The 21765-nt window shown below is 62.9% G+C and carries 26 protein-coding genes and 1 tRNA gene; 22 read left to right on the top strand and 5 right to left on the bottom strand.

Features of this window, described 5'->3' with window-relative positions; genetic code table 11:
• Positions 1 to 63 precede the first annotated feature (63 nt).
• The 3 genes from NMQ16_RS09420 to NMQ16_RS09430 all read right to left on the bottom strand — a co-directional run bounded on the left by NMQ16_RS09420 (position 64) and on the right by NMQ16_RS09430 (position 3169).
• The gene (locus tag NMQ16_RS09420; protein ID WP_257080310.1) at positions 64 to 423 is read right to left on the bottom strand and encodes a YciI family protein; all 360 of its coding nucleotides are present in this window, start codon (positions 421 to 423) and stop codon (positions 64 to 66) included.
• 71 nt (positions 424 to 494) lie between these two features.
• Complete coding sequence (locus tag NMQ16_RS09425) at positions 495 to 983, bottom strand: VOC family protein (protein ID WP_257080311.1); 489 nt, start codon at positions 981 to 983, stop codon at positions 495 to 497.
• Positions 984 to 1120: 137 nt separating this feature from the next.
• On the bottom strand, positions 1121 to 3169 hold the full coding sequence (locus NMQ16_RS09430; protein ID WP_257080312.1) for a diguanylate cyclase domain-containing protein: 2049 nt from the start codon (positions 3167 to 3169) through the stop codon (positions 1121 to 1123).
• Positions 3170 to 3749: 580 nt separating this feature from the next.
• On the opposite strand from NMQ16_RS09430, the gene groES reads away from it, so the two are divergent.
• From groES to NMQ16_RS09535, 21 genes are all read left to right on the top strand, one after another.
• Positions 3750 to 4040 carry a co-chaperone GroES gene (groES, locus tag NMQ16_RS09435; RefSeq protein ID WP_069038271.1) on the top strand — a complete coding sequence of 97 codons (291 nt, stop codon included), beginning with the start codon at positions 3750 to 3752 and terminating at the stop codon, positions 4038 to 4040.
• Between the two features lie 45 nt (positions 4041 to 4085).
• Positions 4086 to 5732, top strand: coding sequence for a chaperonin GroEL (groL, locus tag NMQ16_RS09440; protein WP_257080313.1), 1647 nt, complete (start codon positions 4086 to 4088; stop codon positions 5730 to 5732).
• Between the two features lie 421 nt (positions 5733 to 6153).
• Positions 6154 to 6828 (top strand): response regulator transcription factor, encoded by a 675-nt coding sequence (locus NMQ16_RS09445; protein ID WP_257080314.1) that lies wholly within the window; start codon positions 6154 to 6156, stop codon positions 6826 to 6828.
• Positions 6815 to 8329 (top strand): sensor histidine kinase N-terminal domain-containing protein, encoded by a 1515-nt coding sequence (locus NMQ16_RS09450; RefSeq protein WP_257080315.1) that lies wholly within the window; start codon positions 6815 to 6817, stop codon positions 8327 to 8329. The genes NMQ16_RS09445 and NMQ16_RS09450 overlap by 14 nt, the downstream gene beginning before the upstream one ends.
• A complete protein-coding gene (locus tag NMQ16_RS09455) occupies positions 8326 to 8652 on the top strand; it encodes a hypothetical protein (RefSeq protein ID WP_257080316.1) in 327 nt (108 codons plus the stop codon). Before NMQ16_RS09450 ends, NMQ16_RS09455 begins: the two co-directional genes overlap by 4 nt.
• A 56-nt stretch (positions 8653 to 8708) precedes the next feature.
• Positions 8709 to 8784 (top strand) — tRNA-Phe (locus tag NMQ16_RS09460).
• A 398-nt stretch (positions 8785 to 9182) separates the two neighbouring features.
• A complete protein-coding gene (locus NMQ16_RS09465; RefSeq protein ID WP_257080317.1) occupies positions 9183 to 9377 on the top strand; it encodes a hypothetical protein in 195 nt (64 codons plus the stop codon).
• On the top strand, positions 9374 to 9559 hold the full coding sequence (locus NMQ16_RS09470) for a hypothetical protein (RefSeq protein ID WP_257080318.1): 186 nt from the start codon (positions 9374 to 9376) through the stop codon (positions 9557 to 9559). The genes NMQ16_RS09465 and NMQ16_RS09470 overlap by 4 nt, the downstream gene beginning before the upstream one ends.
• Before the next feature lie 258 nt (positions 9560 to 9817).
• Entirely contained in the window at positions 9818 to 10927 is a 1110-nt protein-coding gene (locus NMQ16_RS09475; RefSeq protein ID WP_257080319.1) for a replication initiation factor domain-containing protein, read from the top strand.
• Positions 10911 to 11288, top strand: a complete 378-nt coding sequence (locus NMQ16_RS09480; RefSeq protein WP_257080320.1) for a hypothetical protein — start codon at positions 10911 to 10913, stop codon at positions 11286 to 11288. The genes NMQ16_RS09475 and NMQ16_RS09480 overlap by 17 nt, the downstream gene beginning before the upstream one ends.
• Positions 11289 to 11338: 50 nt before the next feature.
• On the top strand, positions 11339 to 11749 hold the full coding sequence (locus NMQ16_RS09485; RefSeq protein WP_257080321.1) for a hypothetical protein: 411 nt from the start codon (positions 11339 to 11341) through the stop codon (positions 11747 to 11749).
• Positions 11750 to 12161: 412 nt separating this feature from the next.
• Positions 12162 to 12422, top strand: a complete 261-nt coding sequence (locus tag NMQ16_RS09490; protein ID WP_257080322.1) for a hypothetical protein — start codon at positions 12162 to 12164, stop codon at positions 12420 to 12422.
• Complete coding sequence (locus NMQ16_RS09495; protein WP_257080323.1) at positions 12419 to 12631, top strand: hypothetical protein; 213 nt, start codon at positions 12419 to 12421, stop codon at positions 12629 to 12631. Before NMQ16_RS09490 ends, NMQ16_RS09495 begins: the two co-directional genes overlap by 4 nt.
• Positions 12628 to 13242 (top strand): hypothetical protein, encoded by a 615-nt coding sequence (locus NMQ16_RS09500; RefSeq protein WP_257080324.1) that lies wholly within the window; start codon positions 12628 to 12630, stop codon positions 13240 to 13242. Before NMQ16_RS09495 ends, NMQ16_RS09500 begins: the two co-directional genes overlap by 4 nt.
• Positions 13226 to 13441 carry a major capsid protein gene (locus tag NMQ16_RS09505; protein ID WP_257080325.1) on the top strand — a complete coding sequence of 72 codons (216 nt, stop codon included), beginning with the start codon at positions 13226 to 13228 and terminating at the stop codon, positions 13439 to 13441. Before NMQ16_RS09500 ends, NMQ16_RS09505 begins: the two co-directional genes overlap by 17 nt.
• 132 nt (positions 13442 to 13573) lie before the next feature.
• Complete coding sequence (locus tag NMQ16_RS09510; protein ID WP_257080326.1) at positions 13574 to 15061, top strand: virulence factor TspB C-terminal domain-related protein; 1488 nt, start codon at positions 13574 to 13576, stop codon at positions 15059 to 15061.
• A gap of 10 nt (positions 15062 to 15071) precedes the next feature.
• Complete coding sequence (locus NMQ16_RS09515) at positions 15072 to 15386, top strand: DUF2523 domain-containing protein (RefSeq protein WP_257080327.1); 315 nt, start codon at positions 15072 to 15074, stop codon at positions 15384 to 15386.
• Entirely contained in the window at positions 15383 to 16549 is a 1167-nt protein-coding gene (locus tag NMQ16_RS09520) for a zonular occludens toxin domain-containing protein (RefSeq protein WP_257080328.1), read from the top strand. The genes NMQ16_RS09515 and NMQ16_RS09520 overlap by 4 nt, the downstream gene beginning before the upstream one ends.
• Entirely contained in the window at positions 16534 to 17346 is an 813-nt protein-coding gene (locus NMQ16_RS09525) for a conjugal transfer protein TraX (protein WP_257080329.1), read from the top strand. Before NMQ16_RS09520 ends, NMQ16_RS09525 begins: the two co-directional genes overlap by 16 nt.
• 239 nt (positions 17347 to 17585) lie before the next feature.
• On the top strand, positions 17586 to 17933 hold the full coding sequence (locus tag NMQ16_RS09530) for a hypothetical protein (RefSeq protein WP_257080330.1): 348 nt from the start codon (positions 17586 to 17588) through the stop codon (positions 17931 to 17933).
• A 136-nt stretch (positions 17934 to 18069) separates the two neighbouring features.
• The gene (locus NMQ16_RS09535) at positions 18070 to 18783 is read left to right on the top strand and encodes a hypothetical protein (protein ID WP_257080331.1); all 714 of its coding nucleotides are present in this window, start codon (positions 18070 to 18072) and stop codon (positions 18781 to 18783) included.
• Between the two features lie 109 nt (positions 18784 to 18892).
• Here the strand turns inward: NMQ16_RS09535 and NMQ16_RS09540 are convergent, their stop codons facing one another.
• Together NMQ16_RS09540 and NMQ16_RS09545 are read right to left on the bottom strand one after the other, a co-directional pair.
• On the bottom strand, positions 18893 to 20080 hold the full coding sequence (locus NMQ16_RS09540) for a ParB/RepB/Spo0J family partition protein (protein WP_257080332.1): 1188 nt from the start codon (positions 20078 to 20080) through the stop codon (positions 18893 to 18895).
• A gap of 3 nt (positions 20081 to 20083) precedes the next feature.
• Positions 20084 to 20317 (bottom strand): hypothetical protein, encoded by a 234-nt coding sequence (locus tag NMQ16_RS09545; protein ID WP_257080333.1) that lies wholly within the window; start codon positions 20315 to 20317, stop codon positions 20084 to 20086.
• A 238-nt stretch (positions 20318 to 20555) separates the two neighbouring features.
• On the opposite strand from NMQ16_RS09545, the gene NMQ16_RS09550 reads away from it, so the two are divergent.
• Positions 20556 to 21671, top strand: coding sequence for a site-specific integrase (locus NMQ16_RS09550; RefSeq protein ID WP_257080334.1), 1116 nt, complete (start codon positions 20556 to 20558; stop codon positions 21669 to 21671).
• Positions 21672 to 21765: the final 94 nt, after the last annotated feature.

Raw genomic sequence — 21765 nt, forward strand, 5'->3', positions numbered from 1 at the left:
CGACGGACGGATGGCGCACGCGAGGCCCGGCGCCGTCGCGCGCGTCACTCATACCTCTTTCGCTCAGCCTTTTTCGAAGCACGGCCCGACGCCGCGCACTTCCACCGTCGACCAGGTGGCGGCAGGGCAGGCGCGCGCGATGTCGATCGCCACCTGCCGGTCGTCGGTGGCCAGCAGGAAGAAGCCGCCGACCATTTCCTTGGCTTCGGCGAACGGTCCGTCGACCACGCTGGTACGGCCTTCGCGCGTCTCCACACGCGCGCCGGAAGCGGTGGAGTGCAGCGATTCGCTGGCGATCAGCAGGCCGCGTGCCTGCAGGTCGGCGCCGAAACGCATCATGCTGTCGTACAGCGCGCGGCCTTCTTCTTCAGTGCGTTCGGCGCGCTGGCCGACCGGTTCGACGATCAACAACATGTGCGGCATGGTGTGCTCCTTCTTCGGGACCGGCGGTGCCGGTCGGCTGGATGAACGGGATACGGTTCCCCGGTGCGATCTCACTGGCCGCCCGGGTTGCCCGCATCGTTGCTGCACATCGCCCGCACTGCGGCCTGCAGTTCGTCCGGGCTGACGTCGCTCAGGTGGGTGGCGACCGACCACTCGTGCCCGAACGGGTCTTTCAGCTTGCCGTAACGGTCGCCCCAGAACGCATCGTCGACCGGCATGGTGACGGTTGCACCGGCCGCCACTGCGCGGGCGACGACGGCGTCCACGTCGGCGACCTGCAGGTGCAGCGTGACCGGCGAGCCCCCCAGGTGCGTCGGGTCGAACAGGCCGCAGCCGGCAAAGGCATCGACCAGCATGACCGTTGAATCGCCGATGCGGATCGTGGCATGGATGATGTTGCCCTGCGGCGCGGCGAGGCGCATCCGTTCCTCTGCGCCGAAAGCGGACCGGTAGAAAGCGATGGCCGCGGCAGCGTCGGCGCAGACCAGATGCGGGGTGACGGTGTGCATGCCGTCGGGGATGGGCTTGACGTGGGACATGGTCGGGTTCTCCTGGGCAGGTGTCGGGCGCCCCGAAAGCGGGCGCTGCACCCTGACGACGAAGCAGGCCTCGCCGGATCGACACGATGCGCCCGCATTTTCCGGCAAACGTCGGTCTGCCCGGCGCGGATCCCTGTTCAGCCCCGACGGTCCGGTGTCGGGAACAGCGCCTGGCCCATCGGCTGATAGCGCTGGGTACAGTTGCGACCGCGGGCCTTGGCCTGATACATCGCCTCGTCGGCACGCTGAAGCAGCGGTTCGGCCTCGTCCGCGTCGTCCGGGAATGTGGCGATGCCGATGCTTGCAGTGACCATGGCGTGCTGGTCCGCATCGATCGAAAAGGGGCGGGCAAGCTCTGTCAACACGCGTCCGATCACCGCTTCATATTCATCCACATCATCCATGTCGGTCAGCATGAGCACGAATTCGTCGCCGCCCAGTCGGCAAACCGTATCGTTCGTGCGCACGCAGCCCAGCAGCCGCTTGGCGACCTGCTGCAGCAGGCGGTCGCCTGCTGCGTGCCCCCAACGGTCATTGACCGGTTTGAAGCCATCCAGATCGAGGTAGCACAGGATCAACGGCCGACGCGTGCGCCGCGCCTGGCTGATGGCCTGTACCAGGCGGTCGTTCAGCAGCCGGCGATTGGGCAGGCTGGTCAGGTCGTCGTGCAGCGAAAGGTATTCAGAGTTTTCCTGCGATTTCCGCAGCCGCGTGATGTCGGCGAAGATCCACAGCCACTCGTCATGGTTGGCCGACATGCGGGTCCCGCTGGCATCGATCCAGATGCGCCCGCCGTCCTTGCGCACCAATTCGAACTGCAGGCGGAATACGTCGCCCGTGCCCGCCTTGGAATACACCTGATGACCGAGCACATCGAAAGCCTCGTCGTCGGCATACAGCTGTCGCGTATTCCGGCCGGTCAGCTCACCGGTCGCATAGCCGAAGATGCGGTGCGTCGCCCGGTTGGCCCAGATGATGCGCCGGTCGCGCAGCTTCACGATGCCGACCAGATCGTTGTCGAGCATCGCATCCTGCTCGCGCGCCAGCTGGCGCAGTGCCTGTCGCGCCTCGCTCAGTTCGGTGATGTCGAACATGACCGACCGGCTCATCAGGAATTGTCCGTCGGATCCGGTTACGGCAGTGGCACTGACGCTGACACGGCGCAGATCGCCGCCGAGGCTGACGATGTCGAAATCCAGATTGCTGACCGAGCCCTCGGTCTTGAACTTCTGGAACGTTTCGGCGAAAACCGCCTTGCCTTCCGGGGTCAGCACGTCGGGCAGCTTCAGTTTGCCGATGACGTCGTCGCGTGTGCGGCCGAGCCAGTTCAGCCCGGTGTCGTTCATGCGCAGGATGGTGCCGTCGCCCGACAATGAGTAATAGGCACACGGCGCGTATTCGTACAGGTCGCGCAATTCGTTCAATGACTCGGCGAGCCGGGCTTCGAGGCGTTTGCGTTCTGTGATGTCGCGCCCCACGCTCTGCACCTCCAGCCGCGCGCCGTCGTCATCGAAAAAGGCGTGGTTGGCGAACTGCGCCCAATGCACGCTGCCGTCGGCGACGAATACCCGGTTTTCGATGACCACCACCGGGTTGTCCGGCGACAGGCGGGCCAGTTCGCGTTCGATGTGCGGCAGGTCTTCGGGAACCACACGCGGGTGCCATTTGCCGCGCAAGATGTCGTCCGATGACGCGCCGAAGTAGCGGCAGTAGGCGTCATTGACATAGACCACCTGACCGTCCGCCCTGAAGCGGCAGATGAAGTCTGTCTGGTCCTCGACGATGGCCTGATAACGGCCTTCGTTCAGCGCAAGCGCGTCCAGCGTCCTGCGGGTCGCCGCACTCGCCGACTGCAGCTTGACCACGACCAGGCCGATCAGCGCACTGGTCACCGAAAACACCAGCAGCGACACGACGCCGTTCGGTGTGAGATCGAGACTTGAGTAGGGCTGCGAGAAGAAATAGACGCCGGCGATTCCGCTGAGCACCACATTCAGCACGCCCGGCCCCGGGCCGCACAGGTAGAAGGCGACGACGACGCCCCAGTAGAACGTCAGATACACCAGCCCTGCGTCGACCGGCAGCAGTACGAAACGCAGCATCGTGGCCAGCGCGACAAAGGCCATCGACAGCAGCATGCGCGCAGTGAGCGGCAGGCGCGTATGCAGGCTGTCAAGGGCGGGCATCGGATTCGGGGCGGGCAAAAGATAGGGGGCCAATTGACATGATGCCAAGCTGTGCGGGCTTGTGCACATCGTTCAAGGCTTGAAGACATCAAATTGTGCTTCCTGCGCAACGCCCTTCACGGGTTCGGCGCCGGTGTCGGCACAGGTGTCGAAGGGCGGCGACCGGACGGGATGGATGGCGTCGCCGCATATATATACGCGCACGACGGAGCGGCGGCCTGTGGGAGCGGCGGCCTCGCCGCGATAAGTGCAGCGATGGCCTCATTGCAGAGTGCGTATCGCGGCGAGGCCGCCGCTCCCACAGGCAAGTGCCCAAACAGGCAAGTGCCCAAACAGGCAAGTGCCCAAACAGGCAAGTGCCCAAACAGGCAAGTGCCCAAACAAGCAGTGCCCCAAAAAGCGGCGCTACCACAAGCGCTCTGCGGCGCCGTTCGCGATCAGGACTTGAAATTGCAACACCCAGCCCCTATCATTAGCACTCGTTAGCAGTGAGTGCTAACAAAGCGGTGCGCAAGGCGCGCCGCCCGGATATCGACCATCTCGCGACCTTGTCGCGATTTATTTTTCAAGGAGTCATTGCATGAAAATCCGTCCGTTGCACGACCGTGTGCTGGTCAAGCGTCTGGAAGAAGAGCGCAAGACCGCCTCGGGCATCGTGATTCCCGATGCCGCTGCAGAGAAGCCGGATCAGGGCGAAATCATCGCCGTCGGCGCAGGCAAGATTCTCGAAGACGGCAAGATCCGCCCGCTGGCAGTCAAGGCAGGCGACCGCGTGTTGTTCGGCAAGTACTCGGGCCAGACCGTCAAGGTCGATGGCGAGGAACTGCTGGTCATGCGCGAAGAAGACATCATGGGCGTGGTCGAGGCCTGAGCGCTTCCTGCAACCTGAATCTTTCAAACTTTCAAGGAGTTGAACATGGCTGCAAAAGAAGTACGTTTTGGTGATTCCGCCCGTGAGCGGATGGTGACCGGTGTCAATATCCTGGCCAATGCCGTCAAGGTGACGCTGGGCCCGAAGGGTCGCAATGTCGTGCTCGAGCGTTCGTTCGGCGCCCCGACCGTGACCAAGGACGGTGTGTCGGTCGCCAAGGAAATCGAACTGAAGGACAAGTTCGAGAACATGGGCGCCCAGATGGTCAAGGAAGTCGCTTCCAAGACCTCCGACGTCGCCGGTGACGGCACCACGACCGCCACCGTGCTGGCCCAGGCCATCGTTCGCGAAGGCATGAAGTACGTGGCTGCCGGCATGAACCCGATGGACCTGAAGCGCGGCATCGACAAGGCCGTCGCCGGCATCATCGACGAGCTGAAGAAGATTTCGAAGCCCTGCTCGACGACCAAGGAAATCGCCCAGGTCGGCTCGATCTCGGCCAATTCCGATACGTCGGTCGGCGAGCGCATCGCTGAAGCGATGGACAAGGTCGGCAAGGAAGGCGTCATCACCGTCGAAGACGGCAAGAGCCTGAACGACGAGCTGGAAGTGGTCGAAGGCATGCAGTTCGACCGCGGCTACCTGTCTCCGTACTTCATCAACAACCCGGACCGCCAGATCGCCGTGCTGGAAAGCCCGCTGGTCCTGCTGCACGACAAGAAGATCAGCAACATCCGCGATCTGCTGCCGGTGCTGGAACAGGTTGCCAAGGCCGGTCGTCCGCTGCTGATCATCGCCGAAGACATCGAAGGCGAAGCGCTGGCCACCCTCGTGGTGAACAACATCCGCGGCATCCTGAAGACCGTCGCCGTCAAGGCTCCGGGCTTCGGCGACCGTCGCAAGGCCATGCTGGAAGACATCGCCATCCTGACCGGCGGCACGGTGATCGCCGAAGAAGTCGGCCTCACGCTGGAAAAGGCCACGCTGGCCGATCTGGGCCAGGCCAAGCGCATCGAAGTGGGCAAGGAAGAAACGACCATCATCGACGGCGCCGGTACCGAAGACGCGATCAAGGCCCGTGTTGCCAACATCAACACGCAGGTCGAAGCCGCCACCTCCGACTACGACCGTGAAAAGCTGCAGGAACGCAAGGCCAAGCTGGCCGGCGGTGTTGCGCTGATCAAGGTCGGTGCCGCGACCGAGTTCGAAATGAAGGAAAAGAAGGCCCGCGTCGAAGATGCGCTGCACGCCACGCGTGCTGCCGTCGAAGAAGGCATCGTGGCCGGCGGCGGTGTCGCGCTGGTGCGCGCACTGCAGAACCTGGGCAACCTGAAGGGCGCCAACGCCGATCAGGACGCAGGTATCAAGCTGATCATGCGTGCCGTCGAAGAGCCGCTGCGCCAGATCGTCGCCAACGCCGGTGAAGAGCCGAGCGTCGTGGTGAACAACGTGAAGGAAGGCAAGGGCAACTACGGCTACAACGCAGCCACCGGCGAGTACGGCGATATGGTCGAGATGGGCGTGCTGGACCCGACCAAGGTCACGCGTACCGCGCTGCAGAACGCCGCATCGGTTGCTTCGCTGATGCTCACCACCGACTGCATGGTGGCCGAGCTGGCCGAAGAAAAGCCGGCTGGCGGCGGCATGCCGGGCGGTATGGGCGGCATGGGCGGCATGGGCATGGACATGTAATGTCCGACGCGGCCACCGCAAGGTGGCTGCACCCGGTCACCCGATCCGAAAAAACCCGCGCGAGCGGGTTTTTTCGTTAACAATCACTGTGCGGCAGGTGTGCGAACTGCAACATCGGTCCGGATGACCGGCCGGGCCGGGCACACCTTCACGGGAACGACGGCACGCGTCGCAGGAAAACGGAAACAAAAGCCGCAGGAAAAGCGGATCGAAGGATGCAGGAAAGAAAAGGTGGCGGAGGATGCCCCGTGCAGGGAAATGGGGCACCCTCCGGAGCGGGTGCCGGCGTGCCGGCTGCGCCCCCGAAGACCAAAAGACGGAGAACTGCAGAATATTCAGGTGGGCTTACATCTGCCTTACACTTGAATGACGAATGCAGTCACGCGCTCATCGAGGAGGCGGCCGCGAGGCCGCAAGCGACATGCACATACTGCTTGCAGAAGACGATCCGGTCATTTCCGACGCCGTGGTGCGGGCGCTCAAGCGCGCCGGCTATGCGGTGGACAGCGTGGCCAGTGGCAGTGAAGCCGACGCCGTGCTGCACGGTCAGGGCTTCGACCTCGCCATCATCGATCTCGGCCTGCCGCGCCTGTCCGGCATCGAGGTGATCAAGCGCATGCGTGCGCGCAAGTGCACCGTGCCCATCCTGATCCTCACGGCGCAGGACGGCATCGATGACCGCGTGCGCGGACTCGACGCCGGCGCCGACGACTACATGTGCAAGCCGTTCGCGCTGCCCGAACTCGAAGCGCGCGTGCGCGCGCTGACCCGGCGCGGTACCGGCATGCCGACGCGCATCGAGGTCGGCCCGCTGGCCTACGATCAGGCCGACCACGTCGCCAGCGTCAACGGGCAGGCCATCGAGCTGTCGGCGCGCGAAACGGCGCTGCTTGAGGTGCTGCTGCTGCGCGCCGGCCGGCTGGTGAACAAGGAACAGCTCGTCGATCACCTGTGCGGCTGGGGCGAAGAGGTCAGCAACAACGCCATCGAGGTGTACATCCATCGGCTGCGCAAGAAGATCGAACACAGCGGCCTGCGCATCGTGACGTTGCGCGGCCTCGGCTACTGCCTGGAACGTCCGGATGCCGTCGCGTGAAAAGCTGAGGCAGCGCCGCAACAAGGCCGACGAGAGGGCGGCCGGCGAACACAACTCGCTGTTCGGCGAAATCCTCGACTGGATGCTCGCGCCGCTGATGTTCGTGTGGCCGATCAGCATCGCCATCATCCACAACGTGGCCGACGACATCGCCCACGCGCCTTACGACAAGGCGCTCGGCGACAGCGTCTATGAACTGAGCCGCCAGGTGCGCTCGACGCCGGTCGGCGCCGCGCTGGTCAAGCCGCCGCAGATGCGCGACCTGTTCCACATCGACGGCGAAGACATCATCTACTACCAGGTGCTCGACGGCAGCGGCCGCCTGCTGGCGGGCGACGCCGAAATTCCCGACGTGCCGCAGGACCTGCAGTGGAAAGCCGGCGAGCTGTACTTCCGCGAAGGCCGCGTGAACAACGAAGACGTGCGCATCGCCTACATGTTCCAGCCGGTCACCACCATTCCGGATTCCTACGTGACGGTGCAGGTCGCCGAAACGCTGAACAAGCGCGAGGCGCTGACCTCGCGCATCCTGTCCGGCGTGCTGCTGCCGCAGTTCGTCATCATTCCGATCGCCGTGGTGCTGGTGTATTTCGGTCTGGCGCGCGGTCTGCGCCCCCTGAACCGGCTGCAGCGCACGATCGAAAAGCGCCGCCCGACCGACCTGTCGCCGATCGAAGTCCGGCGCGCGCCCGAAGAACTGCGGCCGCTGATCAGTGCGCTCAACGACATGATGCTGCGGCTCGAACTGAATCTGGCGGCGCAGCGACGCTTCATCGCCGACGCCGCGCACCAGATGCGCACTCCGCTGACCGGCCTCAAGAGCCAGGCCGAACTGGCGCTGCTGGAAAACGACCCGGCGCAGATCCGCGCCTGCATGGAGCAGATCTTCGTCAGCGCCACCAGCTCGGCCCACCTGATCAACCAGCTGCTCGCGCTGGCGCGCGCCGAATCCAGTACCGAAAAGGTGCATGTGGTCGAGCGGCTGGAACTGAACGGTCTGGTGGAGCGGCTGGTGGCCGACTGGGTGCCTGCCGCCCGACTGCGCCGCATCGACATCGGCTTCGAGCGCGCCCACGTGCCGCTGCATGTCGACGGCAATCCGGTGCTGCTGAACGAAATGTTCAAGAACCTGATCGACAACGCCATCAAGTACACGCCGATCGGCGGCATGGTCACCGTGCGTCTGCGCGCCGACATCCGCGCGCTGTTCGAAGTCGAGGATTCCGGCCCCGGCGTGCCGGCCGAAGACCGCCAGCGCGTATTCGAGCGCTTCTACCGCGTGCTCGGCACACAGGTCGAAGGCTCCGGCCTCGGCCTGCCCATCGTGCGCGAAATCGCCGAACTGCACCGCGCCGACGTCGAACTGCTCGACGCGCGCAGCGAGTCCGGCCTGCTGGTGCGCGTGTCCTTCCCGCGCGTCATGCCTGAAGCGGAAGCGCCGCGCGACGACGACGCACCGAGCTGGCACGCCGCCCCCGCAGGTGCCGGACGCCCGGCATGAGCGCCGGCGCCGATACGCTCGAACTCGCCCTGCGCGTCGTCGTCGTCCTGAAGGGGCTCAACGAGCTGCTGCTGCTCACCTTCATCGCCCAGGGTGCGCTGTGGCTGCTCGCCGGCAGCCAGCGCCAGCACAACCTCATCTACAACGCCTTCAACCTGGTCGGCGCGCGCATCCTCGCCATCACCCGCCGCATCACCCCCGCCTTCGTGCCCGACCGCCACCTGCCGGCGGTCGCACTGTTCTGGCTGCTGCTCGCCGAACTGCTGCTCATCATCGCCAAGATCAGCCTCGTGCTCGAACTGCAGGCCCGCCCCGCCGCCTGAATGCGCCAAACTCTTTGACACTGCCTGCTCGACGCATTACCATCGCGGCCTCGCGTGGCCTGGTAGCTCAGTTGGTAGAGCAGCGGATTGAAAATCCGCGTGTCGGTGGTTCGATTCCGCCCCAGGCCACCACTTATTTGACGGCTCGCCTTGGCGGGCCGTTTCTGTTTCCAGCGCCTGCCTCAGGCTGTCCCAGAACTGTTTTTCGTCGTCGCTCTTAGCCCGTTCGGCGCTACTCACGGCGATCAGTTCAAGCGGATTTTTCCCCAATAAAACAGCGAGTTGTGCCGCATGGTAAGGGTCCATGCTGTGCACGTTGTTCCGGTACTGGCTCATCTTCGGCCGAGACCACTTCAGAGCCTTTGCAAGTGCGTAATCGCTCTCGACTCCGAGCTTCTTCTTCGCCTCATCCAAGTATTCGACTGTGCGCATTGAGATCTCCTTTGCTTGAATCTAGGGAGATTAAGACCCCTTGACAAGTTGCGACCGCGAAACTAGTTTTGTGTTCAGAGTGCTTAACGCATATGAACATGACAGCCGCGAATTCCTCCACCGCAACGCTTGACCGCATCCAACTAGAAAAGCTGGGCTGCGAACTCGCCGATGTGCGCGCCGAACTGGCGATCTGCGGTCATTCTGAATTGGCTCGTTTCCAGCAGTTGGAAGCCGATCTGGTGCGCCGTGTCACTCGCCTTAAGTCGAAGCTCGCGGAGCTCTCGACGTGACCCACCCCGGCTTCCTCACCGTCATCGAAGACCTCGAGCGCCAGTTGGCGGCGCCGATGCCGCCGTCCATTCGCCGCTCCAAAGAGCGTCACCGCAAGAAAGAGCTCGACCGCGCCAGGCGCGCCGGCATCACTGCGGACGCCATCCTCGCCGCCCAACGTCGCGGCCGGGGGCTCAAATGATCGTTACCGTTTTCCTGTGGATCTTCATGCGCTGTTACGACTGCGGCTTCCTGTGGCGGGAAGCCTGCTTGTCCACCGGCCGTCGTGAAGTCCGCCCGGACCTGTCCGGCATCTGCATCGACTGCGGCTCAATCAGCAGTTTCGAGCGCGGGCGCAGCAAGCCGGGACCGCAGGGCACGGCGGCTGCGGCCGCGCCCCCCCTGACTAACAGGGGAGGGACATCCACCAAGACCCGATCCCGTCACGCGAGGAACCGATATGTTCCGAACTACTGAATCCCATTGGCCGCGCAATCGCAACGGCGAACGCTACGTGCTGAACCATCGGGGAGAAGAATCCGTTCTTCTTGAAACCTCGGCCCGTGGTGACGGCAAAGCCTTCATCGATTGGCTGACCGTCACCTTCCCCGATGTCGCCATCCATCCGGAGAACGGATGGAAGTGCCTCGTCCCCGTCGTCGATCAGGACTTCGCCTTCGCACTGGCTGAACGCCTCGAACAGATCGTCGGCTTCGGCATCTTCGAGAAGCGCAAGAACGGCCACAAGTTCTATCAACACTCATGGAGCTTGGGCGAGGACGGCCGCTTCGGCTTCATCGCCATCGGTGGCCAGCGTGGCACCGTCCTGTTCGAGCTCACCGGCGAAGGCTGCATGCACGCGAAGCCCGGTTGGGAAGCCGACATGTACGACTTCCTCGCCTCCGGTGATTTGAAGCTTCCCAAGATCACCCGCGTCGATCTGACGCACGACGATCACGCCGGCCACTACAGCGTCGACCGCGCCTTCGACGACTGGTCGAACAACCTCTTCAAGCTCCCCCAGGCACCGCAGTCGCCTGCGATGGCGCAGTTCGGCAACTGGGCCAAGCCTGACGGCAGGGGCCGAACAGTCGGCATCGGCCGTCGCCTCTCCGGCAAGTACCTGCGCGTCTATGAGAAGGGCCGCCAGTTGGGCGACCCGAACTCGCCCTGGACACGGATCGAGCTCGAACTGAAAGCCGAAGATCGGGTGATTCCGTTCGACGTCCTCACCCGCCCCGGCGCCTACCTCGCCGCCGCCTACCCCGCGCTCGAATTCCTGAACACCGAACAAGCCCGCATTGCCACGGTACGCCACGCCGTGAAGCAAGGCTTCGACGCCATGCGTCGATACGTTCGCCGTTCAGCCGGTGCCGCACTGGCGGTTGCACTCGCCATCCATGGCGCTGGCTTCGTCGACGACCTGGTCGCCGAAGTCACCCAGGACGAAGTCCACCGGCAGATGGTGCGCCGTGGCCTCGATGTTCCTCATCACCTCGTCGCCGATCTGGCCGCATCGGGCACCGACACAACAGGCCGCAAAGGAAATGATGATGTCGATTCTGTTTGATATGGCCGAAGCCGAACAAGTCCGAACCGAACGCCGGGTGCTGCTCGGTGCCCGTGGTCGCATGTTCAACATCGACGGCACGCAATTCGATTACACCGAACTGTTCCTGACTGTCCCGCTGCAGCGTGCCGATGACCCCGCGCCGATGGCGTGGGGCCTCGGCGTGGAAATCCTCAAGATGCCCGGCAGCAAAAATGCCATCTCGCTCAAGCAGGCGGACGCCTATCTCGCCGAAATCCAGATCCGGGAATATTCCGCTGGCAAGGACGTCAAGAAAGAGGTCATATCGGTGAAGCCGATCAAGATGCTAGGCCAGGACAAGGCCGCCCAGCAGTCCGCCGCTTCATCGCAGAAGGGCTAACCCGCGTTTCGCATGCGAAACGCTCCATGTGACTTCAAGGGAGGTAACCAATGAAGCTTGGAAGGTACGTCATCAAAGCGCGTGTGCTCGATGAGCACGAAGAGTTGCCGCCAGGCGAGCCCATGCCTGAAGGCTACGAGCATATTTCGTTCAGAACGATCGTCTGGATGATGCTGGTGGATCTCGTCAAAGCCTTGATCCGACTGCCGAGCACGATGCTGTTCAAGCTGGACCGCGGCTTCCTAGAGCTCTGCAACATCATCGGCCGCGCAGGCCTGCCCGAAATCGGCGGCGGACTTCTCCAGCTTCGGCATCCCTCGCGCGGCGTTCGCTGGTTGCCTGAGGGCATATCGCAGGAATCGATTGATCGATCAAAAGCGCGTGGCCACACCGTACATCCGCGCCTTCTCCGCCCTCACTTCCAGGTCAGTTACCTGATCCGCAAGCGACCCGACGAATAAAAAAAGAGGCCGCATGAGCGGCCCTGAAATTCCTTCCGGCGGGGCTTTCCCGCTGAAAGGATAGGAAATGGAAAAAGTAGTTCGTGTAATGAATCGTCGTCTGTTTATCGCACTGCGGTTCGAAGTCTGGACACCCCAATGGAATGTTTACACATTCGATTCGATCACTGGGAATTTTCTCGAAGAAGCGCACTTTGATGACATGGAATCCGCTCGTCGACACATGTTTCAAAGGCTTCACTTCTTCGCGCAAACGCACCAGTTGGTCGAGTCGGAGTTGTGCGAATACACCCATAAGGTGGAAGTTCGTCGAACCGAGATCGTGTACGTCCCGAAGTTTGTAGTTCGTTAATCCGTCGTTCAACAAGTAGTTAAACCATAACGCGGGCAAGCCCCGCCGAAAGGGATTTCGATGATGTCTCACCCGCACCTGGTGCCCGCTCCGGCCACGCTGACCGGCGAGCAGCTCCTGTCCCGCGCAGTGTCCGTGATCTCCGTGAGTCAGATCAAGGGCGCATTTCACTTGGCACACATCCAGCTGGAGAACGGCCGCTTCGGCGACGTGCCGTGTGATGCCGACGTCACCAAGTCCGACACCGTCGGACTGTACGGCCGCGTCCAGGTCAAGAACGGCCGTGTCGAAGCGCGCCTGCAACTGCGGAGGATCCAATGAACCTCTTCACGCACTGCACCGTTCGTTCGCTCAAGCGCGCGAACAACGGCATGCGGATCGCGATCGTCGAACTGCCCGACGGCACCTTCGGTGAAGCGCCTGCCGGTGACGGACTCAAGAAGGACGACACCGCAGTGATGTCCGTCACCCTGGGCGTGCAGTCCGGTCGCTTGTACCCGCGCTGGCTCAGAGTCGAAAGAGCATCGTGAGCTGCTATCAGACCTCGGTCTATGTGCCGCAGGAGAACGACCTCGGAGAGGACGTCGGCGGACAGTTCTTCAACACCGGTTGTCATCAGAGTTATGTCGACACGGTGAGCGAAGCGATCGGCTTCATCGGCTGGCTCAACGTCGAAACCGGCCAGTGCGTGACGTACAACTACAACGATGGCGGCTCCTTCTCTTTCGTGTGCGTGGATTCGGACAACGGCTCGTTCGCGGGGGACGTGTATTTCGACGAGAACATCGCGCCAACAGCGCCCTATACCGGGGCGCACGTCGCGTTCATCAAAGGTGGCTCCAATGCCTTCGGATCGCTGCCGGACTACCCGCAGCAGAAAGGATCAAACATGTTGTGCGTCACAACCGGCGAGGGCGGTGCCCTCGTCGTACAGAACCCTCAGCCCGCAAACCTCAGTGAATGCGGGATGGTGGTGCTCTCGGGCTCGGAAGCGATGGGTAACCCCTTCGCCCTGAGCTCGGAAGCTGGTGCGGCCATTGCGGTCGCAATCATCACGGTATGGGCTGTCGCCTTTGGCTGCCGTGCCGCAATTCAAACCCTGTTCTTGAAAGGAAGTACAAATGATGAATCGTCTGCGTAAGGTTGCGGGTGTCCTCGTTTCGGCCGCTCCGCTGGCTCTGGTGTCCGCTCCGTCGCACGCCGGTGGTGGTGGCATCGATGTGTCCGCCGTCACCACGGCCATCGCCGGTGCCAGTGCTCCGATCGCCGCGATCGGTGCCGCCGTGCTGCTGATCCTGGTCGGCATCATGGTCTACAAGTGGATCCGTCGCGCGATGTAAGGCGCGCGAGCTGATCAGCTCGCATCAACCGTTTCAAGCGTAGTAACCCGGGGGGCTGCGGTCGGTCCCGGCATTCACCTGGGGGATTCAAATCATGGGCGCATACGTCATGATCGCTTTGCTGGGGGCCGCATGGATCATCTTCAACTACTGAGCGCGCGCAGGCTCCTCCGCAGCGCTGCAGCCTTCCTGATCGGCCTCATTGTCGCGGTGTTCGCAGTACCCGCGATGGCCGACTATCCGGCTCAGAAACGTTACTACGCATCGGCCCAGTCATGCGTGCCGAACGCCTGGAGTCCGACGCAAGCGTGTCAGGCGTTCTGGAACGGTCAAACGAACTGCGTCGTCACCTCACCTGGCGGTCAGTACTACTCCAATACGGACACGGTCTGCTACGGCGGCTTCTCCGGGCCGCCCGGTAACGACTCCAACATCAACTTCGTTTATGCATGTCGATACGGCGGAAACATCGTCGCGAACAACATGTGCTCCGGCACGCCAACGTGCCCGGCCGGCCAGGAGTACAACGCGACGACGAATTCTTGTGGCGTTGCCGATTGCGCGCCTGGCCAGGTCAGAAACAGCATCACGAACCAGTGCCAGCCGCCGTGTCCTGCTGCCGGCGCTGCCGGGGGCTCTGACTACACCAGTCCCTACACCGTCCATCCGCCGAGCATCTGCCGCGCGGGGTGCTCGCTCACCGTAGGCGGAGGCTTCCAGATCCCGTCGTCGACCGGCACCTGGTACGGCGTGAATGGGCTGGTGCATACCGGCGACTTCTGCGACGGCTCCCCCCAGGGGGGCGGCTCAGGCAATGAGCCCTCCTACGACGAACCCGGCGACCCGCCGCCCGTCACAGTCACCCCCGAAGACGACCCGCCCCGCTGCAAGGCTGGCGAGTGCCCGGGCGAGGTCAATGGCGTCTATGTGTGCGTGCCGTGTGGTGCAGCCGCGTCGGAAACGAAGCCCGTCAAGACCTTCGATCGTAAGACCGAAACCACCACGACCGGCACACCGCCCAACGAGACGACACAGACCAAGACGACCGACACCGTCGCCAAGCACGACGGCTCCGGCACCGTCACCAGCACGACCAGCACCACGACCACGACCACCGGTCCGAACGGCACCACGACCGACAAGACTACGCAGGAGAAGAAAGAGCCGCAGGAGTCGTTCTGCAAGGACAACCCGACGTCCGCCTTCTGCAAGGAAGGCAAATGGGGCGGTGCCTGCGGTGCCTTCACGTGTGAGGGCGACGCCGTGCAGTGCGCACTCGCCCGCGAGGTGCATCAACGCAACTGCGAATCCACCGCACCGAACGCCCTGACCGATCTGGCGGATAGCGCTGCAGCGGGCACCGACACCGGTGCTAACTACATCCAGTCCGAGAAGAGCGCAGCTGCGATCAGCGCCCAATCGAAATTCAACGAAAGCCTGCAGGTCTCACCGATCGCCGGTGCCTGCCCCTCGCCGCGCTCGATCGCGGTGCCCGGGGGCTACAGCTTCGAAATCTCGTTCGAGAAGCCGTGCGAGTTCGCAGGCTACCTCGGCTTCTTCATCCAGGCCTTCGCCTACCTGTCCGCCGCACTGATCGTGCTGCGCAATCCGACCGCTTGAGGAGCTCGCCATGGCACTTCCCTTGATCCCCGTCATTGCCGCAAGCTCAATCGGCGGCGTACTGCTCACCCTCGTGTCTTCCCTCGTCGGCCGGGTGCTTCTCGCACTCGGCCTCGGACTGGTGACTTACACCGCCCTGGACCCGCTGCTCGAACAGTTCCGCACGCGCTACTTCGACCAGTTGAGCGGGCTGCCCTCGGACATCATCGGGTTTGTGGGCCTGCTCAAGATCGGCGACGCCGTCCAGATCCTGTTCGCAGCCCTGGCCACCAAGCTCGCCATGACCGCCGTGCAGGGGGCCGTAAAACGTTGGGTTGTTAAATGATCGACCTGCAGACCGGCCTGCCGGGTGCAGGCAAGACGCTTTACTCCATCTGGCGCATCAAGCAGAAGTCAGAGGCCGAAGGTCGGCCGGTCTATTACTCCGGGATCTCGGATCTGAAGCTTCCGTGGATCGAGCTCGAAGATCCGACCAAGTGGTACGAGTGCCCGGCCAATAGCATCATCGTCATCGACGAGTGCCAGCGCGTGTTCCGCCCGCGCGGCAACGGCTCGGCCGTGCCCGAGCACGTCGCGAAGCTTGAGACGCATCGACACCTCGGCATCGATCTCGTGTTCATCACGCAACACCCGATGCTCGTCGACAGCAACGTCCGCCGCCTGGTCGGCAAGCACTACCACTCGGTCAGAGCCTTCGGCCAGCAGAAGGCCCGCGTCTTCGAGTTCGAGTCGGTGAAGGAGAACCCGGTCGCCGCGCGATCCACCGGCATCGAGCACAACTTCAAATACCCGAAGGAAATCTTTGACTATTACAAGTCGGCGGAAGTCCACACGCACAAGACCAAGCGCCCGCTGCGCTACTACGCGTTGTTCGCGCTTCCACCCCTCGCGATCGCACTGATCGGCTTCACCGTGAGCTGGTTCTACGATCGCACGCAAGGCGTGCCGATCGGTGGCACCCAGCCCACGGCACAGCACGCCGGTACGGGCGCACCTTCCACCAGTTCAGCCGGCCGCACCCGAGAAGGCAAGCTCACGACCGCGCAGTACCTGCAGGATCAGCAGCCGCGCATCCAGGGGCTGGCCTACACCGCCCCGGTGTACGACGAAGTCACCCGACCGACACAGGCACCGTACCCGGCCGCGTGTCTCACCCTGCGCAATGAGTGCCGCTGCTACAGCCAGCAAGGCACACGCCTCGCTGTAGAACAGACCCTGTGCGACAAGATCGTGCAGGACGGCTTCTTCCTCGCCTGGGACGCGAGAACACCCGAGCAGCGCGAGCGCAGACACGAAGCGAACAGAAACGCCCCGTTGCTGGCCAGCGCAAGCACCGCCACGCCGACGGACCTGGTCATCGGCGCACCGGCACCGCGAGAAGGGCTCAGCACCGCACCGAGCTCGACGACACCGCAGACGACATCGCAGCCCACACAGCAGCCCTATCAGCCGCGTGTGCCGGCGAACTCACCATGGCGCGCGCCCTGATCAATCTGGTCGAGCACGCCCAGGTAAAGAGTGCAGCCATCACCGACGCGCTGCGGGCAACCCTGCTGCCGCGTCACCCGCTGCAGATCGACGTGCTCAAAGCCATCGCCTGCGCCTGCATGCTGGGCGATCACATCAACACCTGCCTGTTCGATCGCGCCTCTGTGCTGGCCTACCTGGTCGGCCGGCTCGCCTTTCCGCTGTTCGGTCTGGCCTTCGCACTCACGCTCAATCCAGTCAAGGCACTGCAGACCGCCAGGCGCCTGGCGATCGCCGGCGCACTGACACAGCCGATCTACGCCTTGGCCTTCCAGAACACCGGCTTCAGCCCATGGTGGGCCGGCAACATCCTGTTCAGCTTCGCCGCCGTCGCCTACCTGGTCGAACAGGCCAAGAACCCCACACCCGCCGCGATCGCAAGTTCGCTCACCGTCATCGCGGCCGTCGCCCTGATCCAGTCGCCGTCCTCCTTCGGTCTTGCCGGCATTGCCTGGCTGTATGCGCTGCACCGGTTCCTGAACCCAAAGCCTGACAGCACCGCAGCCTGGCCAGCTGCGGCACTCGTCGCCTTCTTCATGCTCAACCCCGGCATGCCGATCGCCAACGCGCTCATCGCAGCCGCGATCGCGGCCATCATCGCTGCCTCGCAGTACGCGAGATCCAGCGCGCCACGCCGCACAACGCGCGCGCCGTGGTCGCTCGCCTTCTACGCCGGCCACCTGCTGGCCATCGTCCTCATCCTCGCTGCACAGCACCTCGCGCGTTCGACCGAACTTGCCACGGCCATCGCGGCATAACACTAAAGATATACCCACGCTTACTCGATCGCGCTACGCAATAGACGTAACGGGGAGCGCCAAGTATGCTTTCTGCGAACTGCTGCTTTTGTCGGCGATTTAATGACCGATCAGGCCATCGTGGAGTGCACCAAGCCATTGATGTAAATGCATAAACTTCTGAGTCAGTGTGCGGAGTTATCCAGCACCCTCAGGAGTTATCCATCAAAACTGCGGTAGAAAACAAAGTTAGGCTTCTCATGAACGAGGCGTTCAATCCGCTCAACGAACAGCATGTTCTCGCTGGTCGAGAAGCAATTTGCCACACGGCGAGATCCCTGAGATCCGGGGCCATTCCGTTTTTGGAAGGCGTTCGAAAACTTGCCGCCCTACGCTTTCAAGCCAGCGCATCTGGCAGCGACGAAGACTTCATGCCATTCGTTGCCGTTGACTCTGAAACCGATCATCTTCCATCTCAGTCAGCTTTGGCCTATTGCTCGAACGAATGGCTCGTCAAGTCCGAGGCTGAAATGAAAGAAGTCATTGCGCTGCATGGCTCAGCGATCTTCGCTGCATGCGATAAGCTCATTCAAAGGTTCAGCCTATGAATTCGCCATACCGCGCACCTGTCACCAGCCTAACTGTTTGGTCAAGCCGACGCCCACAAGCTGCGCTTGTGGGTGCCCTCCGTGCTTCGCACTCCGGCGCGGCTTACCGCGGGCGTTAGGCCTCACCGGACGTATGTTGGCTTTCATCCGCCGAAATGCGCTTGACCTGCTGCTGTGGGCCCTGTTTGCGGCGAGCGCGCTCCTCATGCTCAAGTCAAGCTCTGACCCTCGACCTGACTTCATCAAGGGCACACCGATTGAAGCTCTTCTGAAGCCGTTCCCGACCGGGAATCAGGTCACATTCGACATCACCGTCGGCATCATCGTCAGTCTCTTTGTTTACCTGCTCGTGGTGCGCCTCCCGGAGTGGCAGAAGAAGGGACGCCTGAAGGCGCATCTTCTTCGGAGATATGACGATCTCAAAGAGCAGTGTTTGATGCACTTCCTTTGGGCCTGCAGCCAGCCGGCGGAGTCAACGCTGATCGACAGTCTTAAGAACCAGAAGGAATTCAGGGACTTTTTCAACGCATCGGTCGCACCCGATCAAGATCGCTGGCACCAGGTACTGAATGGGCTAACTGACGAATACGTTCGATCGATTGTCCGAGAGTTGGATTCTTTTCGAGGCGAGGTCGACTTCGTGCTTACCTCTGTCGACGTGTCCGACGAGGAGGCCTTCCGGCTCCTGCGCAACCTGACCGAAGTACTTCAGCGGAGTCGTCACTGGTCAGACCGCGAGGATCAACTGAAGCCGCTGTCCCAGTTCATGTGGTCCATTTTCGCCGGCTGGAGCATCATCTCGGGCTACACGGATCGCGACGTCATCCACGACATGATCACTGCCATATGAGGCCTAACAGGTCGTTCGACGCGGACACGTACCGGCAAGGCGCCGCAAGCCATGCGCGGAAGCATACGTCTTGCGGCGCCTTGCCGGTACGTGCCGGTCAACTCCGACGTTAATCCCGTTTCGCATGCGAAACGCAAACCTTCCTGAAACCCTTCAAGAACCCCTTCAACACCTCCTCCTCCCGTTCCGGCAACGGCTTCGGCTGCATCGCCACCCATAGCATCACCGGCAGCACATCCGGTTCTTCCTCCAGCGCCGCGACGGCCGCCCGCTCCATCATCTTCTCGAACAGATCACCGCCCAGGGCGTCATTGATCACTTCGCACCAGTAAGCCCGCGACTCCGGTTCGAGCTCTGCATAGATCTCGAACTGCTCATCCGTCGGCTCTTCGTCCAGCGTCGCCAGGCTCAGCAGCTGCCAGGTCGCACACTGTCGGTTGATCCTGCTCCGTCGCCGCTGCTCCCGCTCCATCGCATCACGTTCAGCCGCCCGCGCTGCCTGCGCCTCCGGTGACGCATCCGCATCCGTCTGCCGCTGCTGCCCCGCAGCGTCCCCGTCGCCATCACCATCCGCATCGTCCATCTGCGCAACCAGGTCAGCTTTCGGTTCCTTCGCTTTCCTCACCAGCTCGCGCAGCGAGTCCCGGTTTTCCTCTCCGGCCTTGAGCCGCTCGATCGCCTGGCGCGTCGCCCACCAGTCCAGCGCCGTCAGTTCCTTCAGCGCCAGAATGATTTCCGGATCTTCTGTCACGCCCTCGCGGATGAGCTCCTCGATCGGCCACGGCAACCCCTCGACGCACGCGATCCGCTTGCACACCCAGGAGCGCGACTTGTTCACGAGCTCCGCCAGCTGCGCCAGGTTCATGCCTTCCTTCTTCAACGCCAGCAGCGCGCGCCCCTCGTCCAGCGTCGAAAGGTTCTCGCGCTGGACGTTCTCCGCCAGCTGCGCCGCTGTCGTCTCCGCACCGTTGAGCTTGATCACCACGGCCGGCACAGCGGTTGCGGCGGTACGCCGCACTGCAGCCGTGCGCCGGTGCCCCGCGACGATCTGGTACTTGTTCCCCTTGGCCGGCGTCACGATGATCGGCTGCAACAGCCCGCGCGCCTCGATGTCGCGCGCAAGCTCCGCGATCCCTTCTTCGTCCATCGCCTCGCGGATGTTCGATACCTCGATCAGGTCATCGAGCGGCACCAACACTACGCTGGCCACGCTCGCCAGTTCCGGCCGCTTCGCCTTCGCAGGCGCCGTCTTCACCGCCTTGACCGGCGCTGCTTTCTTCTCGGTAGTCGTCGTCATGGCTCAGGCCTCCATCGTCTGTTCGACCTGCGACGCCATCGAAGGCACGGTGGCGGCCCAAAGCGTCATCGTCGGCAGACCTTCGCCGTCGCGCACAAGCAGGACCTGCGTGTGGCACCGCGTATCCGGCGAACGCAGTTCTACCGTCAGACGATCCATCGCCTCGCCCAGGTTCTCGAAGGCGTCGCTGTGGCCTTCATCCGTGCCGCTATAATTCACAGTGAGGGTGTAACGCATGTCTTTGTCCTTTCGTTTGTAAGCCGACCTAGCCGCTAGATTCGGAGCCCCGCGTACGTTTCGGGTGTCTTCCGATAGACAGGCTGCGGAGCCTCCTGCCGTCCCATCCGCTGAGTTCCTCGCCCGAAAGGGTCGCGAACGCACGCGAAGCGTCCACCACCAAAAAAGCACGCAAGAAGGCGTGCCAGCGGCTTCATCGCTGGCGCGAGTTCTTGCCTGCTTTCAAACCTTGGTAGCGATGTGCGAGGAAATCAGCGGATGGGACGGCAGTGCATGCGGTCAAGCGGAGGGCAACCGAAACCCGGCGCAGCCGGCTCCGGGCAACGCCCGCAAACACCAAGCGGGCCAACGGCCCGGGTCCGGCCTCGAGCTGGACGAGGTGTGCGCGCACACGTCGTCGCCTTTGACTTCGGCGGTGCGCAGCACGGCCGGGATTTTGACCTTCTATCCGCTCATCATCCGTATGGATGATCAAGTCATAAGCGGTCCGTCCGATCAAGACCGGATGCATACATGGAAAGACGCCGCCGAACGTTGGCAACAAGAAACCGAGCACAAGAAGACTGCGCACGAGGACGCAAGAAAGCTCCAATGGATCGGCCAGCACCTCGACGCCCTGCCGCTCAGGGCGGTGACCGCCGACGTGATACGCACACTCGCAGCAGCCCGGCGCGCCGAAGGCTCCGGCGTCAGCACGGTGAATCGATACCTCGCACTCGTCCGCGCCATCCTTCGGCGTGCCGCCTTTGATTGGGACTGGATCGAGAAGCCGCCACCGGTCAGGCTTCGACCTGAACCGCGGGGGCGCACTACATGGCTTCAGCAGGAACAGGCGAAGGCATTGTTTGCCGAGCTGCCCGAGCACCTCAAGGCGCCGTTCGTGTTTTCGCTGGCGACCGGACTGAGAATGTCGAACGTCATCCGCCTGACGTGGGACCAGGTCCTCATTCGCCGCGGAATTCTGTTGTTCGATGGGGATGACATGAAGAGCGGCGATCCCTTCGCGCCGGCGCTGAATGACTCTGCACTTGAAGTGCTTCGTCACCAGCTCGGCAAACACCCGCGCTACGTCTTCACGTACAAGGGCAGGGCGATGGCCCGCGCGTCAAACTCTGCCTGGTACAAGGCAAAGCGTCGTGCCGGCCTGGCGCATCTTCGTTGGCACGATTTGCGGCACACGTGGGCGACCTGGCACGTACTAGCCGGCACGTCGCTCGATGTCGTGCAGGATCTCGGCGGCTGGAAAACGCGAATCATGGTTCGCCGCTACGCGCATCTGCAGCCCGGCGCACATCGCGCTCAGGCTCGAAACGTCGACGGCGACCTTGCCGGGTTTATGGAAAGTTTCGATTAACCTTGCGTAGTCAATCGTCGTAGTCCGCCAAACGGATTGAAAATCCGCGTGTCGGTGGTTCGATTCCGCCCCAGGCCACCACGCATGCAAGCCG

The sequence above is a fragment of the Methyloversatilis sp. XJ19-49 genome (assembly GCF_024580145.1).
Classification (GTDB): Bacteria; Pseudomonadota; Gammaproteobacteria; order Burkholderiales; family Rhodocyclaceae; genus Methyloversatilis.